Source organism: Ruegeria sp. HKCCA5839, assembly GCF_013035585.1.
Taxonomy (GTDB): Bacteria; Pseudomonadota; Alphaproteobacteria; order Rhodobacterales; family Rhodobacteraceae; genus Ruegeria.
The window spans coordinates 295,856-313,169 of sequence record NZ_WQIE01000001.1 but is presented as its reverse complement, the minus strand read 5'-3'; the positions used below and the strand labels follow the sequence as shown (position 1 = coordinate 313,169).

Below are 17,314 nucleotides of genomic sequence, written 5' to 3'. Positions count from 1 at the left end.
TGCACATAAGAACAGCCTAGATCGATCGAAGAAATACAGGGAACCGGATGCCGGAATGAAAGACAGCGCCTCTCAGATCGCCAATATTGGCAAGTTCGAAGACAAATTGGTGACAGCTCTGGGAGAGACCCGCGCCTCGGTCAAACTCAGCAACCCGCAGACCTTGTGGTTCAACACCGGAACTCTGTGCAATATCGAATGCGTCAACTGCTATATCGAAAGCAGCCCCACCAATGACGCGCTGGTCTATATCACCGCTGAGGAAGTGCGCGACTATCTCGACCAGATCGAAGAGTGCGGCTGGCCCATCCGTGAGATCGGTTTTACCGGTGGTGAGCCGTTCATGAACCCCGATATGATCGAAATGACCCGCGCCGCGCTGGAGCGCGGATACGAGGTTTTGATTCTCACCAATGCCATGGCCCCGATGATGCGCCGAAAGATGCGCGACGGGCTATTGGATCTGCAGAAAAACCACAACGACAGGCTGACCTTGCGCGTGTCGGTCGATCATTTCCGCCCCGAACTGCATGATGAAGAGCGCGGAAGAGGCGGTTTCGACAAGACCCTGACCGGCATGCAATGGCTGCGCGATCATGGGTTCAACATGGCCATCGCCGGGCGCACGCTTTGGGGCGACACTGACGCGGACAGCCGCCAGGGCTATGCGACGTTCTTTGCCGAACACGGGTTTGACATTGATCCCAATGATCCAGGCCAGACCGTGCTGTTTCCCGAAATGGACGAAAACATCGAAGTGCCCGAAATCACCACCGCCTGCTGGGGCATACTGGACAAATCACCCGACGCCGTCATGTGCGCCAGTGCCCGCATGGTGGTCAAACGCAAAGGGGCGGAGAAGCCTGCTGTTTTGGCCTGTACCTTGCTGCCCTATGCACCCGAGTTTGAAATGGGTCACACACTGGCCGAGGCCGAGGCTGACGTGCATCTGAACCACCCCCACTGCGCCAAGTTTTGCGTCTTGGGCGGGGCCAGCTGTTCTGGCTGATCAGTTCAGCTCTGGTGATTTCCAGAACTTCGTGCCTGTCGCAGCGGCAGACACCCGCCAGCCTTTTTTGCCCAGCACAAAGAAAGAGCGGCCATCTGTGAAATGCACAGCCTCGCCGCTGCGCTCCTCTCCGTACATCGCTCCGGTCTCAGCCGTAGCGTCATAGCCATGCGCAATGAAGCTGTCCAAATCGGCTTGTGTTTCAAACAAGATCACGAACTTGGCTTCAAAGCCGCCGATCCCGACCGCAGCCCCGACGCCCCCGGTGCCCATGTTCATATAGGTGTGTTGGCCGGTTTCTTTCGACACGGCCACCCCGCGCCCATAGCCGCCTGACACCGGAAACACCGTGACCTTTCGTGAATCAAAAACGGCATAGCCTGCGCTGAGGTCATACAGCGCACCTGCCTCGGGGTTTTCCGCAAGCAATTGGTCCAGGATGTCACTCGCCATCCCGTCCAATTTGGCCCGCGTTTCCTCTGGCGTAGCCTCATTCGACAAAAGCTCTGTGGTGGAATCTATCGTGTTGTCCACGGCTGCTGCGCCTTTTTGCACAGTGGTTCCAACGACTTCCGCACCTTGACCAATGGCGTCGACCGTTTTCTCGGCACCTTTCTTGATCTTGTCCAAAACGCCTTCAGCCATGAGGGGGGTGCCAATCAACAACCCGATGAAAGCGAAACTGATTGCTTTGGACATAAGAAAACTCCTCCGGGTTGCGCAGTGTTTTATTAGCCGAGGCCGACGGGGCCGAAAACCCACCTATGAAGAAATGCACCAAAGAACAGAAAAGGCCGAACAAAAGCTTAACGTAACCAAATTCACTGATCACGCCCAAAATCAATGATATGAGTGCCAATGTCTTTGAGTTTTTGTGAGACGTGGCAATGAAATGGTTTTGGACGCTTTGCTTGCTGATCAGCGCCTGCCCGGTATGGGCGCAGGAACGGTTGGCTTTGGTCATCGGGAATAACGATTACGATTCGGTCGTCGATCTTCAAAAGGCCGTCGCAGATGCCGAGGCCGTCTCGTCCAAACTGCAAACCCTGGGGTTTGAAACCATCGAAGGGCTCAACCTGGACCGGCGCGGCATGAACCAGCACATCGCCGATTTCACCGCCCGGCTCGACGCCGGGGATACCGCTTTTGTGTTCTTTGCGGGCCATGGTGTTGAAATCGATGGCGAAAATTACCTGCTGCCCACAGACATTGTAACGCCCTCCACTGGCGAAACCGACTTTGTCAAATCCGAATCCATCGCGCTGTCAAACCTGTTGGACCGCGTGCGCGCGACCGGAGCGCATACCTCGATTGCCATCATTGATGCCTGCCGGGACAACCCGTTTGAAACCCATGCCGGGCGATCCATCGGGCGGACGCGCGGACTGGGTCGGATCAACGCGCCGCAGGGCATGTTTGTGATCTTTTCAGCCGGCGCCGGTCAGATGGCGCTGGACCGGCTCAGCGATGATGAGGCCGAGCCCAATTCCGTCTTCACCCGCGCGCTGTTGCCGCGTCTGTCCGAGCCCGGTTTGGAACTGCGCAGCATGGTCGCCGACTTGCGCCGCGACGTTCGCGATCTTTCGCGAACGGTTCAGCACACTCAAATTCCCGCCTATTATGATGAAATGCTTGGAGAGTTTTACTTCTCTCCCGCCGTCGCACGGGATCAGGCGACCGAAGATTTGCCGGTACAAGTCATGCGCGCCGATCTTGAACTGGCGCGCTCGGTTGGAACGGTTTCAGCGCTGGATACATTTCTTGAGAAATATCAGGCGCAATCTGAAAACTATACCTATGAGGTAGCTCTGCAATTGCGCGACGCCCTGGCGCTCAGCAACCCGCCTGCGCCCGAAGAAGATCCGGCACCGCAACACCCCGTATCAGCGCCGACACCCGCTCCGCTGGTTCCGGATTCGCGTGAGGTGATGCGTGCAACGCAACAGGCGCTGAATGCCATAGGCTGCAATGTGGGCGTGGCCGACGGATTGGCAGGCCCGCGCACCAGACGCGCCTTTGCCGAATATCGCGATGTCAGCGGGTCGACCCTCGGCGCGGATGATCTGGGCACGCGTCATGCGTTGGAAGAGTTGCAAAGCGCCAGCGGGACAATCTGTCAGGTCTCGACCCCCGCGCCCGCACCCACGACCGGGTTTTCGATGGCAGGCACGTGGCAATTCAAAGCCACCTGCGCCCTTGTTCTGAACGTTACCGGTTCGGTGCGTTACACGTCGGCAGGCGGAAACAAATATTTCGGTCAATTGAAAGACTCGCTGGGCCAGACAGCCAATACCGAGATTTTTGTGAACGAACAGCAGATCTCGGGCACCGACTATTTCCCGGCCATTACCGTGAAATGGCGCGGGCGGCTTGCCGCAGATGGCCAGAGCTTTACCGCAAGCGGTTCGACCGGTTGTTCCGTCTATGCCTGGAGGGCCTAATTAACCCGAAACTCACCCACCATATTGCGCCATTCCCCCGGCGCGATCATCTTGCGATGGGTATAGCGCACGGAGTGCAGCGGGCCTTCAATCTCGCGCTTCCAGAAATCTATGAATTCGAACAGTTTGGGGTGATCCGGCGCCAGATCGTAATCCTGCCAGATAAAGGTGTTCAACACGTGGATATAATCCGGCATGCGATAGAAGAATTCCGCCGTCGTCAGCCCATATCCTTTAAGCATCAGTTCTGTTTCGCTTTGCTCCATTCAGACCTCCGATTTTCTTGCAAGGTCTACTCAGAGTAACACCGAAACCCTCTAATACTTGGATAACAATATGTTACCACTAGGTTACCGGGGTTTTTGGCAACACTTTCTTTGCTTGCTTGCACCTTATGTGCCGGGTCTGATAAGGTGCATCCACAAGATATAGATCAAAAACAAGACACGGGCAGCTTACGTGAGCGATACGCCAGAAACACCTGAAAACATGGACGAAAACCCGCCTGAGCGCCCCGCATACGACGGCCCGACGGTGTCCATCGAATCCGAGATGCGCACGTCCTATCTGGACTACGCCATGTCGGTCATCGTCAGTCGCGCGATCCCCGATCTGCGCGATGGATTGAAACCGGTGCACCGGCGCATCCTTTATGCGATGCACGAAACCGGCAATACCCATGACAAGGCCTACCGCAAATCGGCCCGCCCGGTGGGTGATGTGATGGGTAAATACCACCCGCATGGCGACAGCGCGATCTATGATGCGCTGGTGCGGATGGCGCAGGATTTCTCGATGTCACTGCCGCTCTTGGATGGTCAGGGCAACTTTGGTTCGATGGATGGCGATAACCCGGCGGCCATGCGCTATACCGAAGTGCGGATGGACAAGCCCGCCGCCGCCCTGCTGGCCGATATCGAAAAAGAGACGGTCGATTTTCAGGACAACTATGACGGTAAGGATCAGGAACCGACGGTCTTGCCCGCGCGTTTCCCGAACATGCTGGTCAACGGCGCGGGCGGTATCGCCGTGGGTATGGCCACTAACATTCCGCCGCACAATCTGGGCGAAGTGGTGGATGCCACGCTGGCGCTGATCGACGACCCGGATCTGACCTCGGAACAGCTGATCGAATACGTGCCCGGCCCCGATTTCCCGACCGGAGGCGTAATGCTGGGCCGGTCTGGTGCGCGCAAGGCCTATCTTGAGGGGCGCGGCAGCGTCATCATCCGCGCCAAAACCCGCGTGGAAGAGATCCGCAAGGATCGTTACGCGATCATCGTCGATGAGATCCCCTATCAAGTTAACAAGGCCTCGATGATCGAAAAGATCGCCGAAGCCGTGCGCGAGAAGCGCATCGAAGGCGTGAGCCACGTTCAGGACGAATCCGATCGCAACGGTGTGCGCGTGGTGGTCGAACTGAAACGCGATGCCACGCCCGAGGTGGTGCTGAACCAGCTCTATCGCTTTTCGCCGATGCAGACCTCGTTCGGTTGTAACATGCTGGCGCTGAACGGTGGACGGCCCGAACAGCTGACGTTGCGCCGTTTCCTGACCTCGTTCATCGACTTCCGCGAGGATGTCGTCGCCCGCCGCACCGCCTATGACCTGCGCAAAGCACGGGAACGTAGCCATATCCTGTGTGGTTTGGCCGTTGCCGTTTCAAACGTGGATGAGGTGGTTGCCACCATCCGCTCATCGGCGGACGCTGCCGAGGCGCGCGAAAAGCTGATGACCCGCCGCTGGCCTGCCGCCGAGATCGAAGGCTATCTGCGTCTGATCGACGACCCTTTGTCCAAGATGAACGACGATGGCACCTATAACCTGACCGAAGTGCAGGCCCGCGCCATCCTCGATTTGCGCCTGCAACGCCTGACCCAGATCGGGGTCAAAGAGGTCACTGACGAGCTGGAAGAACTGGCCGGCAAGATCAAGGAATACCTGGATATTCTGTCCTCGCGCGAACGCATCATGGGCATCATCGCGGATGAGCTGCGCGACGTGCGTGAACAGTTCGCCGTGCCGCGCCGCACCGAGATCGTCGACTGGTCGGGCGACATGGAAGACGAGGACCTGATCGAGCGTGAGGATATGGTCGTTACCGTCACTTCGGGCGGCTATATCAAACGCACCCCGCTGGCCGATTTCCGCGCGCAGAAACGTGGCGGCAAGGGGCTGTCGGGCATGCAGACCAAGGAAGAGGACGTGGTCACCACCCTCTTTGTGGCCAACACACATACGCAGCTGCTGTTCTTCACCACCGAGGGCATGGTCTACAAGCTCAAGACCTGGCGCCTGCCGCAGTCCAGCCGCACCGGCAAGGGCAAGGCGATCGTCAATATCCTGCCGATTCCAACCGGTGTCTCGATTGCTGCGATCATGCCGGTGGATGTGCCGGATGAGGAATGGGAGAACCTTCAGATCGTCTTTGCCACCAGCGCAGGCGACGTGCGCCGCAACCGGCTATCGGATTTCACCAATGTGCGCCGTAACGGCAAGATCGCGATGAAGCTGCCCGAGGATGTGGAACTGGTGAACGCCCGCATCTGCTCGGAAGATGAAGACGTGATGCTGGTCACAAATTCGGGCCGCGCGATCCGCTTCCGCACCACCGATGTACGAGTCTTCAACTCGCGCGAATCCACCGGTGTGCGTGGCATTAAACTGACCAACGGTGACCGCGTGGTCTCGATGTCTGTTATCCGCCATTTCGAGGCAGACCCGGACGAACGCTCCGCCTACCTCAAGATGCGCCGCGCCGTGGCCGGGATTGCCGATGACGGTGAAAGCGATGAGGATGAAGCCGCACCGGGTTCAATCACGCAGGAGCGCTATGCCGAGATGTCGGCGGCCGAAAACCTGATTCTGACCATCACCTCGGGCGGTGCAGGCAAGCTCAGCTCCAGCCACGATTATCCGGTCCGCGGACGCGGCGGTATGGGTGTGGCGGCGATGGACAAAGCCATGCGCGGCGGCGAGCTTGTGGCATCATTCCCGGTAGAGATGGACGACCAGATCATGCTGGCCACCTCCAAGGGTCAATCGATCCGGGTTCCGGTCGACGGCATCTCGTTCCGCTCCCGCTCGGCTGGTGGGGTGAAAGTGTTCAACACCGGCAAGGGCGAGGAAGTCGTCAGTGTCGCCTGGATCGCCGATCAGGGCGACGAAGACGGCGAAGAGTAATTGGACGCCAAAAAGACCGGGTAAATTGAACTCGGTCTTTTTTGATCTAAGCTCCGATTAGTAAGCGTGCTGGTTTTGCTCAATGGCGCTGAATAAAGTTTCATAGTTGAGTGTTAGATTGATGCGTGTCTCGTTTGAAACACGCACGACGGATTTCTGCCAGACGGTCAATGACAGGTACGGATCCTCATTTTCTGGTTCGAAAGATTGGAGGTCAAATTGACGCGTATTCTGATGGTTTTTTTCATGGTCACCGTCCTGTTTGCCGGGCCATCCTCAGCCCATGAACGATTTGCATTGGTGATCGGAAACGCCGGATACACGAATGTCCCTGCGCTCGATAACCCTGTAAATGATGCGCGACTGATGAGCGACGAGCTTCAAGCGGCCGGATTCTCGGTCACCACACTGACAGATGTGGGTCGCGCAGACATGATGCAGGAGGTAGAGGCTTTTGCCAGCAAGGTGCGTGCGGCGGGGTCCGAAGCGCTGGCAGTGTTTTACTTCGCCGGGCATGGCGTTCGCAGCGATGGCTTTAACTATCTTCTTCCGCTGAACGTGAATATCCAGACTGAAGCCGACATTGCTGGTGAAGCCGTTCCTGCCGAGTGGATTTTGGATCGCATTCACACACCCAAAGCTGTCAGCGTGATGATCCTGGACGCCTGTCGCGACAATCCCTTTGGAAGTCAAGCCGACGTGTTTGGGGATGTAGGCGACGGGCTGGCGCGAATGACGGCCCGTACGAACAACCTGATCGCCTATGCCACGGGTCCCGGCGACGTCGCGTTGGATGGGACAGGATCAAACAGCCCATACACCGCAGCGATTGCGCGCGCCATCAGGACCACTGATCTGGGTTTGGAGCAGATGTTCGAACAAGTCCGCTCGGATGTGGTCAGCGAAACCGAAGGTCTGCAATCGCCTTGGGCGCGGTCGTCGTTGAATATCAGGATCGGGTTGAAGGATCCAAACGCGAGTTAACCGGGCGCAGCTTTGAGCGCGACCCGGGCCTTACGAAAGATAATTGTTGAAAAAGGCGATTGTCCGTTTCCAGGCCAGATTGGCCGCAGTTTCGTCATATCGCGGTGTCGTGTCGTTGTGGAACCCGTGATTGACGTCTGGATAGAAATGAACGCTGAACTTTTTCTGATTGTCCTCCAGCGCCTTTGAATAAGCCGGCCAGCCGGCATTGATCCTTTCATCTAGACCCGCGTAATGGATCATCAAAGGCGCCTCAATCGATGGCACATCTTCGGCTGCAGGTTGGCGCCCGTAGAACGGAACGGAGGCGCCAAGGTCGGGATAAGCCACCGCCAACGCGTTACAGACACCGCCGCCATAGCAGAAACCAACAGCGCCGACTTTGCCGGACGAAAGATCATGGTCCCGCAAAAACTCATATGCGGCAAAGAAATCCGCCATCAGTTTTTCCCGGTCCATCGAGCGTTGCATCTCGCGCCCTTCTTCATCGGTGCCGGGATACCCTCCAAGCGGCGACAAACCATCCGGGCCAAAGGCCAGAAATCCAGCCTTGGCCGTGCGCCGAACCACGTCCTCGATATAGGGGTTGAGCCCCCGGTTTTCATGCACCACCAGCACCGCAGGCAACTTGCCTGTGGCATTTGCAGGCATCGCCATCAAACCGCTGGTTTCAGTGTGCCCATCGGGGCTGTCGAACGCGACCACCATGGTTTCGATATCGGGGTCGTCTGGTGCAACCTGCTGCGCCCATGCGTAATTGGGCTGTAGCTGGTCCAGGATCATGGCTCCGGTGACGCCCGCAGCCGCATATTTCCCGGCGCGCGAGATGAACTCGCGCTTCGACATCGTGCCGTGGACATATCCATCAAAGATCTCAAGTATCCGGGGATCGAAATCACTTGCTTTCTTGCGGGCGTTGCCAGTCATCCTTGCCTCCCAAGCAATGCTATCACTGCACCCACCCTAGCCTGTGATCGGCGATCCGGGAAATCAAAGATCGTAGAGCGCGTTGAATTTCGCCTCCAGATACGCCAACAGCGGGTTCGGCCCCGGCTCTACCCCACTGGCACGTGCGATGATCTCACGCGGTGCAAAAAGGCCGCCATGTTGCTGCACGTTTTCACGCAGCCATTCTGTTGCACTGCTGGTCTCGCCTTGGGCAAGCTGCGCATCCAGATCGGGCACTGCGGCACGTAGGGCCTGATACAGGCATCCAGCATAGACATTGCCCAGCGAATAGGTCGGGAAATAGCCAAACAGGCCCACCGACCAATGCACGTCCTGCAAGCACCCGTTCGAGGGCTTGTCGACCGCATATCCGAAATCAGCCTTGAACCGGTCATTCCACGCAGCTTCCAGATCGCTGACCTGCAGATCGCCGGCCATCAGGGCACGTTCCAGATCAAAGCGCAGCATGATGTGCAGGTTATATTGGACCTCATCCGCCTCGGTTCGGATATAGCCGTTATGCACCCGGTTGACGGTGGCATAAAACGCGTCGGCGTCGGCGATCCCGAAGTCGCCGAAGGCGTCTTTCATCTGCTCAAACAGACACCCGGTAAAGGCGCGCGAGCGGCCCAGCTGGTTTTCGTAAATCCGGCTTTGGCTTTCATGAACCCCCATCGACACGCCGCTGCCCAGCGGTGTCAGAAGATAGGCCTTATCGACGCCTTGCTCGTAAGCGGCATGACCGACCTCGTGAATGGTGGAATAGAAACAGTTGAACGGGTCGGTCTCGCTGGTCCGTGTGGTGATGCGCACATCCAGCCCGCTGCCCGAACTGAACGGGTGCACCGCCTTGTCGACCCGCCCGTTGTTGAGGTCATAGCCAAAGGTGGTGGCCAGTTTCTGCGACAGCCGCATCTGGATCCGTTCATCAAACTGGCCCATCAGCGCAGCAGGTTCCGGCCTGTCCAGCACAGCGGCGCGCAACGCGACCAGACGCGGGCGCATCTGGTCGAAAATGGCAGCAATCTGCGCGCCGGTCGTATAGGGCTCGTAATCCTCGACCATCGCGTCATAGACGTTACCACCCTGCGCCAGCGCTTCGCCTTCCTGACGTTTCAGTGCGACAACCTCTTCCAGCACCGGTAGGAAGGCGGCCACATCCTCATCGGCGCGGGCCTGCGCCCAGGTGCCTTGCGCGGCTGAGGTCACGCGCGCGATAGCCGTTGCCAGATCAGCCGGCACTTTAACGGCACGGTCATAGGCCCGGCGGATGTCACGAAGCTGCGCTTTGCCAACCGCGTCCTGTGGTGCGGCTTGGTCCAGCCATTCGGCCACGCGCGGGTCCGAGCGGCGGGCGTGCAGAACAGCCTCAATCGCGGCCATTTCCTCAGCCCGTTGCGGCGCTGCGCCGCGTGGCATCATGGTTTCCTGATCCCAGCCCAACCGCCCGGCAATCTGGCCCAAAGCCGAGGTTTCCCGCTGAAACGCCATCAGGTCATCAAATGCAGTCATGAAATCAAGCTCCGCGCAGTGAGGTTGCAATGGGATAGGCCGTCAGGAACCGCGCCCGCAGGATCAGCGTCCACACGATAACGGCCATAAACTGGTGGAAAATCGCGATCTGCCAGGGGGCGCCATAGACTACTGTGACAATGCCCACCACAACCTGAAGCGACAGCGCCGCAAAGGCTGCGTTAAAGGCAAATCGGGTCTGTGGATGCGCGCTGGTGCCGCCCCGCCGCCAGACGACAAAGGCAAAGATCAGCAGCAAGTAGCCCACGCAACGGTGGATAAACTGCACCAGCCCCGGGCTTTCAAAGAAGTTCCGCCACAGCGGCTCAAGCATCGTCGCATCGGGCGGCAACAGCTGACCGCCGATCAAAGGCCAATCGGTATAGGACCGCCCAGCGTCGATCCCTGCCACAAGCGCCCCAATGAGTATCTGCAAAAAGGTGAAATGCAGCAATCCGGTCGAAAGCGAGAAGAGCTTTGCCTCTTTTGCCCGCCGGGCCTGCATCAGGTCACGCTCACTGCGGCCCAGTTCAAAGATATACCAGGCAAGGAACCCCAGAATGACAAAGGCCAGACCCAGATGGGTGGCCAGGCGATAACTGGCCACAGCCGTCATGCCTTCGCCCTGCGTGACGCCCGAGGCGACCATCCACCAGCCGACAGCGCCCTGGATGCCGCCCAGAACACCGGGGATCAGCAGCTTGCCCGTCCAGCCGGTTGGAATTTTGCGCAGCGCCAGAAAGCCAAAGAACCCAACAGCCCAGACCAGCCCGATCACACGGCCCAACTGGCGATGCCCCCATTCCCACCAATAGATGAACTTGAAATCGCTCAGCTCCATCCACTGGTTCTGGATGCGCCACTGATCGATCTGTTTGTACTTGTCGAATTCGGCCTGCCAGTCAGCCTCGGACAGTGGCGGGATCGCGCCCGTTACGGGCCGCCATTCGGTGATCGACAGGCCGCTATCGGTCAGACGGGTCAGCCCGCCCACGGCGATCATCACCACCACCAGCGCAAACAGGATCATCAACCAGACGCGGATCGCGCCCCGTGCGTCGCTGCGGCCCCTGTCGATCATGCCAGGCTGCACCGCCTGCTGTTTTTCTGTGTCCGAGACCTCTTCGAAGATGCTGCGCTTACCGCTCATGCTGTCCTCATGTGGTGATTTCGTCGCAAGCTAGGGCCAAGGCGGGCCAAGGTCCAGCCTCAGCCCCGCTCCTTCCAGCGGACCATCTGCCGCATGATCCCGTGCAGCATCTGCACATCCGCGCGTGTCATCCGCATCCGCGACCAGAGATTGCGCAGATTGGTCTTCATACCATCGGCTTTTTCGGGCGGATAAAAGAACCCCGCCGCATCCAACCGGTCCTCATAATGTTCAACCAGCTTTTCAACCTCAATACCCGTCGCCCAATCGCCCTTGCCCAGATCAGTGGCTTCGTGGGTGACCTCACCGGTTTGGCGCATCCACTCGTAAGCGGTCAGCAATACGCATTGCCCCAGGTTCAGCGATGCATAATCCGGGTTTACCGGGACCGAGATGATGGCGTTGGCCTTGGCGATATCCTCGTTCTCGAGCCCCGCCCGCTCGGGCCCGAACAGAACAGCCACGTTTTCACCCGCAGCAACCTTCTGGGCCGCGATCTGCATCGCGCGTTCGGGGCTATAGACCGGCTTGGTCAAGCCACGCTGGCGCGCCGTGGTGGCAAAGACAAAGGTGGTGTCTGACAATGATCCCGCCAGATCGTCAAACAGCTGCGCCTCATCCAGCAACCGTCCGGCACCGCTCGACATCGCCACCGCCTTGGGGTTCGGCCACCCGTCCCGAGGCGCCACGATCCGCATCCGGTCCAACCCGAAATTCCACATCGCCCGCGCTGCAGCCCCGATGTTTTCGCCCATCTGCGGGCGTACAAGCACAAAAGATGGCTGGGAATTCTCGCTGGGCATAGTGTACTCCGAAAAACTCTGCCTGCTCTAATCGCGACGCCGGGCAAGGGCAAGCCACCCCTGCTTCTTCTGTTCCCAAATACCTCCGCCGGAGGCATAAAAGATTGCGTCCCACGTCCAATCCGCTAAACCGCCCGGAAGAAGTCAATGCCGAAGGATGCGCCATGGACAGCCCCGAGCAGCCGCAGATCTATCTGATCACACCGCCCACGATCGAATTGAGCCGCTTTCCCGACCAGTTGGCACGCATTCTGGACGGGGCCGAGATCGCCTGTCTGCGCCTGGCGCTTGCAGGCCATGACGAGGATACCATCGCCCGCGCTGCGGATGCCTGCCGCGAAGTTGCCCACGCACGGGATGTAGCGATTGTGCTGTCAAACCACGTGTTGCTGGCACAACGGCTGGGATTGGACGGGGTGCATCTGGATGACGGGGCCCGCTCGGTCCGTGCCGCCCGCAAAGAGTTGGGAGCAGATGCCATCGTTGGCAGTTTCTGCGGGGCCTCCAGTCATGATGGCATGACCGCCGGTGAAAACGGTGCGGATTACGTGGCTTTTGGCCCGGTGGGTGCCGCATCGCTTGGCGATGGAACCCGGGCCGAAAAGGACTTGTTTCAGTGGTGGTCGGAAATGATCGAAGTGCCGGTTGTGGCCGAAGCGGGCTTGACCCCTGAATTGATCGGCCAGCTTGCGCCCTGCACCGATTTCTTTGGCATCGGCGAGGAAATCTGGTCACAGGATGACCCATTGGCGGCATTGCAACAGCTTATCGCCGCAATGGGTTGATCGTGCGGCCCTTTCCGACTTGCACGGGCCTGAGCGCTGCGGCATGACAAAGCCATGAACACACATAGCGACATATTGTGTATCGGCTCGGTCCTTTGGGACGTGATCGGGCGCTCTGCCAGTGCCATGCGACAGGGATCGGACGTGCCCGGTCGGATCACCCGCCTGCCCGGCGGCGTGGCGATGAACATCGCCATGACCCTGGTGCGCTTTGGCATGACCCCCACATTGCTGACCGCCATTGGCCGTGACCCCGAAGGCGACGAGCTGATCAATGCCTGCACCCGGCTGGGTATGGTGACGGACCACATCTACCGCTCGCCAGATCTGGCCACCGACCGCTATATGGCCGTCGAAGGCGCCAATGGGCTGATCGCCGCCATTGCCGACGCGCATTCTCTGGAAGCTGCTGGCGCCAAGATACTGCATCCGCTGGCGCATGGACCTTTGGGGTCAGAGACCGCGCCCTATACCGGCCCAATTGCCCTGGACGGCAATCTGACGGTCGACCTGCTGGAAGAAATTGCCCAAAGCCCCAACTTTGCCCGGGCCGATCTGCGCGTCGCGCCTGCCTCACCAGGCAAGGCCGAGCGTTTGCTGCCTTTCCTCAAACACGCCCGCGCAACGCTTTATGTGAACCTCGAAGAGGCCGGGCTGCTCTGCCAGCGCGAATTCACCGATTCCGAGTCTGCAGCCAAAGGCCTGCTGGACCGCGGCGCGCTGCGGGTGCTGGTCACCGATGGCGGCAATTCGGCCACCGTAGGCAGCGCCGACAGCATTCTGACCCAAACACCCCCGTCTGTTCTGGTCACCCGCGTGACCGGCGCTGGCGACACTTTCATGGCGGCCCATATCGCCTCGGAATCCACCGGCGCGTCCAATGACGAGGCTCTGTCCCGCGCCCTGCGCGCCGCCGCCACTTACGTTTCGGGAGAAACCCCACTGTGATCGACATCCACTATTCCGCCGAGGTACGCGCCGCCAAAGATGCAGGCCACCCCATCGTTGCGCTGGAAAGCACCATCATCACCCACGGTATGCCCTACCCTCAGAATATCGAGGTCGCGGCACAGGTTGAGCAGGATGTCCGCGATGCGGGTGCAGTCCCTGCAACCATGGCGGTTATCGAAGGGGTCCTGCATGTGGGTTTGGAGCCGGATCAGCTCAGGGCACTGGGACAGGCGCAGGGCGTTGCCAAAATCTCACGCGCAGATATGGCCGCCTGTATCTCGACCGGCGGCACCGGAGCCACCACGGTTGCCGCCACGATGATCGCCGCGCAATATGCCGGGATCGAAGTGTTTGCCACAGGTGGCATTGGCGGGGTGCATCAGGGGGCCGAGACCTCTTTTGATATCTCAGCAGATCTGCACGAACTGGCCCAGACCCCTGTGACTGTGGTCGCTGCCGGTGCCAAAGCCATCCTCGATCTGGCCAAAACGCTTGAGGTTCTGGAAACGCTGGGCGTGCCGGTCATCGCTTACGGACAGGATGCCTTTCCCGCCTTCTGGTCGGCGCAATCCCCCTTTACCGCCCCTTTGCGCATGGACAGTGCTGAGGCCATCGCCAAAGCCCACGCAACCCGCCGCGCCTTGGGTCTGCCCGGTGGTCAACTGGTGGCCAACCCGATACCGAACGATGTGCAGATTCCGGCAGAAGAACTGGCCCCGATCATTGCCGCCGCGCAGGCCGATGCCGACACCCACCGGATCACCGGCAAGGATGTTACGCCCTATCTTCTGCAACGGATATTCGAGCTAACCGAGGGTCGCTCACTGACTGCCAATATCGCGCTGGTTCGCAACAATGCGCGGCTGGCGGCGGGTATTGCCCGGGCACTGAAATCTCGCACCTGACGCAAGCCTATTGTACCAACGCCCCCGATTGACTACCTAAACGACGAAACCCACTCGGAACCGCAATGAACACACCCTTTGACGAAGAGCCCCACCGCCGCCCCGGCCTGTTGTCCCGGTTGCGCGCGTCTTTCCTGACGGGCATCGTCGTCATCGCCCCGGTCTGGTTGACCATCTGGTTGATCTGGTCCGTGGTCGGCTGGATCGACAGCGCGGTATTGCCTTTGGTGCCGCAGCGCTTTCAGCCTGAACAATACGTGGGCATCAACCTGCGCGGTGTGGGCGTTATCATCTTCCTGATCTTCACCGTTCTGGTCGGATGGATCGCCAAAGGCATTCTGGGCCGGTCGCTGATCCATTTCGGTGAAAGCGTGGTCGATCGGATGCCGGTTGTGCGCTCGGTCTATTCGGGGATCAAACAGATCTCCGAGACGGTCTTTGCCCAAACCGAACGCTCGTTTGAAAAAGCATGCCTGATCCAATACCCGCGCCGCGGTATCTGGGCCATCGGCTTTGTCTCGACCACCGCCAAAGGCGAGGTTGCCGAACGCGCCGAAACAGGTGGTGAGTTGCTGAGTGTCTTTGTGCCAACCACCCCCAACCCAACATCCGGGTTCCTGCTGTTCTTCCCGCAGGAGGATGTGATCATGCTGGACATGTCCATCGAGGATGCTGCGAAACTGGTGATCTCGGCCGGGCTGGTTTATCCCAACGACAAAGACCCCTCGCAACCACCTGAATAATCAGCCAAACATCGCAGGCAGATCGACCGTGCTGCGCGTACCCAGATCAGATTTGTGGGCCCGCAGGAATGAGTGCGCCGCCGCCTGCCCGGCCTCTTTCAACCGGTTCAAGACCACCGGATTGGGAAGGATCTTGGTGGTGGCAGACAGATCATTCATCAAAGCATCGTCAGCAATCATGTGAACCAGCACCCGGTTCATCTCACCTGCCTTCAGCTTCCCCTCTTTCAACAACCGCTGCACAAAACTGATCGCCCTCAACTCGCGAAACAGAGACGAATTGAAACTGATCTCATTGATCCGGTTCTGGATCTGCTGTGGCGTCTTGGGCACCTCATCGCGCTCCAGCGGGTTGATATTCACGATCACCACATCGTCCGGCAAATCCCCGTGAAACAGCGGATAGAGCGCCGGGTTGCCCGTATAGCCGCCATCCCAATAGGCCTCGGTCCGGCCCGTCTTGGGATCATGAATTTCCACCGCCTGAAACAGGTTCGGCAAACAGGCCGAGGCGAGAATGGCACTGGTCGAAATCTCATCACCCGAAAACACCCGGATCTTGCCGCTGCGCACGCAGGTGGCGCAGATGAACAGGCCCGGCCCATCCTCAGCACAGATTTCGGCAAAGTTGAACTTGTCGACCACCGGTTCCAACGGGTTGCGATAAAATGGACCATAGGCATAGGGCGACACCAGCCGCGACCAGGCATCTGCCATCATCACCGGAACCGAGTACTCGAGGGTACGGGCAATATGTGCGGGTTCTATCCCCCGCATCCAACCGGCTATGCGCGTGTCCTCAACAGCCCCCATACGCTTCCACAGCCTGTTGAGACTGTCGCGCGCGCCCTGCCGGCCGGCATGCACCATCCCCGATTTAAAGGCCGCGCCATTCAGCGCCCCCGCCGAAGTCCCCGTGATCGCGGCAACCTCGACATCCTCTTCATCCAGCAACCGATCCAGCACACCCCAGGTAAACGCTCCGTGCGCCCCGCCGCCTTGCAATGCCAGATTGATGCGTTTCACGACCCTGCCTTTTCTTCTGTTTGCAAATACCTCGGGGGTGCGGGGGCAGAGCCCCCGCTCATTAGGCTAGCGAAAGCGCTCCTCAAATCTCACAACGCGGTCCAGCCGCCATCCACCGAAATCGTCGTCCCGGTGATCTGCGCCGCCGCGTCAGAGCAAAGAAAAATCGCTGTGCCGCCCAATTGTTCGACGGTGGCAAACTCCTTAGACGGCTGACGTTCCAGAAGGATGTTCTTCACCACATCCTCGCGGCTCATATTGTATTCTTTCATCGTGTCGGGGATTTGCGCCTCGACCAGCGGAGTCAGCACATATCCCGGGCAGATCGCATTGCAGGTGATCGGCTCCTGTGCGGTTTCCAAAGCAACCGTCTTGGTCATGCCCACCACGCCATGTTTGGCCGCCACATAGGCTGCCTTGTAGGGCGATGCGGTCAGCCCATGGGCCGAAGCGATATTGATTACCCGACCCCAGCCTGCGCTCCGCATCATCGGCAACGCGGCGGCCGTGGTGTGAAAGGCCGAGTTCATGTTGATCGCGATGATCGCGTCCCATTTTTCTACCGGGAACTGATCGATGGGCGAGACATGCTGAATGCCCGCGTTGTTGACCAGAATATCGCAAGCGCCTGCCTGCTCGACCAGTGCGCGGCATTCGTCACCTTTGGACATATCCGCCTTGATATAGCGCGCCTTGGTGTCCGTCTCTTTGCTGATCTCTTCGGCCAGCGCATGATCCTCATCGCGATCGGTGAACGAGTTCAAAACCACATTGGCCCCCGCCTTCGCCAATTCGCGTGCGACACCCAAACCGATCCCTGAATTCGATCCGGTGATAATGGCGGTTTTTCCCGAAAGGCTCATGGCCGGTCTCC

General features: G+C 59.1%; 16 protein-coding genes. 8 read left to right on the top strand and 8 right to left on the bottom strand.

What is annotated here, in order from left to right:
• Positions 1–55: 55 nt before the first annotated feature.
• Positions 56–1,009 carry a radical SAM protein gene (locus tag GOV38_RS01530; RefSeq protein WP_171207376.1) on the top strand — a complete coding sequence of 318 codons (954 nt, stop codon included), beginning with the start codon at positions 56–58 and terminating at the stop codon, positions 1,007–1,009.
• Here GOV38_RS01530 and GOV38_RS01525 read toward each other — a convergent pair whose 3' ends face one another.
• Positions 1,010–1,708 carry a hypothetical protein gene (locus GOV38_RS01525; RefSeq protein WP_171207375.1) on the bottom strand — a complete coding sequence of 233 codons (699 nt, stop codon included), beginning with the start codon at positions 1,706–1,708 and terminating at the stop codon, positions 1,010–1,012. It lies immediately after the preceding gene.
• A gap of 188 nt (positions 1,709–1,896) precedes the next feature.
• Between GOV38_RS01525 and GOV38_RS01520 the strand changes: the two genes are divergently transcribed.
• Positions 1,897–3,450 (top strand): caspase family protein, encoded by a 1,554-nt coding sequence (locus tag GOV38_RS01520; RefSeq protein WP_171207374.1) that lies wholly within the window; start codon positions 1,897–1,899, stop codon positions 3,448–3,450.
• Here GOV38_RS01520 and GOV38_RS01515 read toward each other — a convergent pair.
• Complete coding sequence (locus GOV38_RS01515; protein ID WP_171207373.1) at positions 3,447–3,716, bottom strand: usg protein; 270 nt, start codon at positions 3,714–3,716, stop codon at positions 3,447–3,449. The two genes, GOV38_RS01520 and GOV38_RS01515, sit on opposite strands and share 4 nt — an antisense overlap.
• 193 nt (positions 3,717–3,909) lie before the next feature.
• On the opposite strand from GOV38_RS01515, the gene gyrA reads away from it, so the two are divergent.
• Both gyrA and GOV38_RS01505 read left to right on the top strand, forming a co-directional pair.
• On the top strand, positions 3,910–6,633 hold the full coding sequence (gene gyrA / locus GOV38_RS01510) for a DNA gyrase subunit A (protein WP_171207372.1): 2,724 nt from the start codon (positions 3,910–3,912) through the stop codon (positions 6,631–6,633).
• Positions 6,634–6,852: 219 nt separating this feature from the next.
• Positions 6,853–7,617 (top strand): caspase family protein, encoded by a 765-nt coding sequence (locus GOV38_RS01505; protein ID WP_171207371.1) that lies wholly within the window; start codon positions 6,853–6,855, stop codon positions 7,615–7,617.
• A gap of 30 nt (positions 7,618–7,647) precedes the next feature.
• Here the strand turns inward: GOV38_RS01505 and yghX are convergent, their stop codons facing one another.
• From yghX to GOV38_RS01485, 4 genes are all read right to left on the bottom strand, one after another.
• Complete coding sequence (gene yghX / locus GOV38_RS01500) at positions 7,648–8,544, bottom strand: YghX family hydrolase (RefSeq protein WP_171099392.1); 897 nt, start codon at positions 8,542–8,544, stop codon at positions 7,648–7,650.
• Between the two features lie 63 nt (positions 8,545–8,607).
• Complete coding sequence (locus GOV38_RS01495; protein ID WP_171207370.1) at positions 8,608–10,077, bottom strand: carboxypeptidase M32; 1,470 nt, start codon at positions 10,075–10,077, stop codon at positions 8,608–8,610.
• 4 nt (positions 10,078–10,081) lie between these two features.
• Entirely contained in the window at positions 10,082–11,227 is a 1,146-nt protein-coding gene (gene ctaA, locus GOV38_RS01490; RefSeq protein WP_171207369.1) for a heme A synthase, read from the bottom strand.
• 59 nt (positions 11,228–11,286) lie between these two features.
• Complete coding sequence (locus GOV38_RS01485) at positions 11,287–12,030, bottom strand: RNA methyltransferase (RefSeq protein WP_171099395.1); 744 nt, start codon at positions 12,028–12,030, stop codon at positions 11,287–11,289.
• A 164-nt stretch (positions 12,031–12,194) separates the two neighbouring features.
• Between GOV38_RS01485 and GOV38_RS01480 the strand changes: the two genes are divergently transcribed.
• From GOV38_RS01480 to GOV38_RS01465, 4 genes are all read left to right on the top strand, one after another.
• A complete protein-coding gene (locus tag GOV38_RS01480) occupies positions 12,195–12,815 on the top strand; it encodes a thiamine phosphate synthase (RefSeq protein ID WP_171207923.1) in 621 nt (206 codons plus the stop codon).
• Positions 12,816–12,869: 54 nt separating this feature from the next.
• Positions 12,870–13,763, top strand: a complete 894-nt coding sequence (locus tag GOV38_RS01475) for a PfkB family carbohydrate kinase (protein ID WP_171099398.1) — start codon at positions 12,870–12,872, stop codon at positions 13,761–13,763.
• Positions 13,760–14,671, top strand: coding sequence for a pseudouridine-5'-phosphate glycosidase (locus GOV38_RS01470; RefSeq protein WP_171207368.1), 912 nt, complete (start codon positions 13,760–13,762; stop codon positions 14,669–14,671). Before GOV38_RS01475 ends, GOV38_RS01470 begins: the two co-directional genes overlap by 4 nt.
• Before the next feature lie 65 nt (positions 14,672–14,736).
• Positions 14,737–15,414 (top strand): DUF502 domain-containing protein, encoded by a 678-nt coding sequence (locus GOV38_RS01465; RefSeq protein ID WP_171129736.1) that lies wholly within the window; start codon positions 14,737–14,739, stop codon positions 15,412–15,414.
• Here GOV38_RS01465 and GOV38_RS01460 read toward each other — a convergent pair whose 3' ends face one another.
• Positions 15,415–16,440, bottom strand: a complete 1,026-nt coding sequence (locus GOV38_RS01460) for a patatin-like phospholipase family protein (RefSeq protein WP_171207367.1) — start codon at positions 16,438–16,440, stop codon at positions 15,415–15,417.
• An 89-nt stretch (positions 16,441–16,529) separates the two neighbouring features.
• Positions 16,530–17,303 carry a 3-hydroxybutyrate dehydrogenase gene (locus tag GOV38_RS01455; RefSeq protein ID WP_171099402.1) on the bottom strand — a complete coding sequence of 258 codons (774 nt, stop codon included), beginning with the start codon at positions 17,301–17,303 and terminating at the stop codon, positions 16,530–16,532.
• Between the last annotated feature and the right edge of the window lie 11 nt (positions 17,304–17,314).

Excerpts from the sequence above, each read along its gene's own strand:
- GOV38_RS01530 (WP_171207376.1), top strand. The coding sequence starts at position 56 with ATGAAAGACAGCGCCTCTCAGATCGCCAATATTGGCAAGTTCGAAGAC.
- GOV38_RS01525 (WP_171207375.1), bottom strand. The coding sequence starts at position 1,708 with ATGTCCAAAGCAATCAGTTTCGCTTTCATCGGGTTGTTGATTGGCACC.
- GOV38_RS01520 (WP_171207374.1), top strand. The coding sequence starts at position 1,897 with ATGAAATGGTTTTGGACGCTTTGCTTGCTGATCAGCGCCTGCCCGGTA.
- GOV38_RS01515 (WP_171207373.1), bottom strand. The coding sequence starts at position 3,716 with ATGGAGCAAAGCGAAACAGAACTGATGCTTAAAGGATATGGGCTGACG.
- yghX (WP_171099392.1), bottom strand. The coding sequence starts at position 8,544 with ATGACTGGCAACGCCCGCAAGAAAGCAAGTGATTTCGATCCCCGGATA.
- GOV38_RS01495 (WP_171207370.1), bottom strand. The coding sequence starts at position 10,077 with ATGACTGCATTTGATGACCTGATGGCGTTTCAGCGGGAAACCTCGGCT.
- ctaA (WP_171207369.1), bottom strand. The coding sequence starts at position 11,227 with ATGAGCGGTAAGCGCAGCATCTTCGAAGAGGTCTCGGACACAGAAAAA.
- GOV38_RS01485 (WP_171099395.1), bottom strand. The coding sequence starts at position 12,030 with ATGCCCAGCGAGAATTCCCAGCCATCTTTTGTGCTTGTACGCCCGCAG.
- GOV38_RS01480 (WP_171207923.1), top strand. The coding sequence starts at position 12,195 with ATGGACAGCCCCGAGCAGCCGCAGATCTATCTGATCACACCGCCCACG.
- GOV38_RS01475 (WP_171099398.1), top strand. The coding sequence starts at position 12,870 with ATGAACACACATAGCGACATATTGTGTATCGGCTCGGTCCTTTGGGAC.
- GOV38_RS01465 (WP_171129736.1), top strand. The coding sequence starts at position 14,737 with ATGAACACACCCTTTGACGAAGAGCCCCACCGCCGCCCCGGCCTGTTG.
- GOV38_RS01455 (WP_171099402.1), bottom strand. The coding sequence starts at position 17,303 with ATGAGCCTTTCGGGAAAAACCGCCATTATCACCGGATCGAATTCAGGG.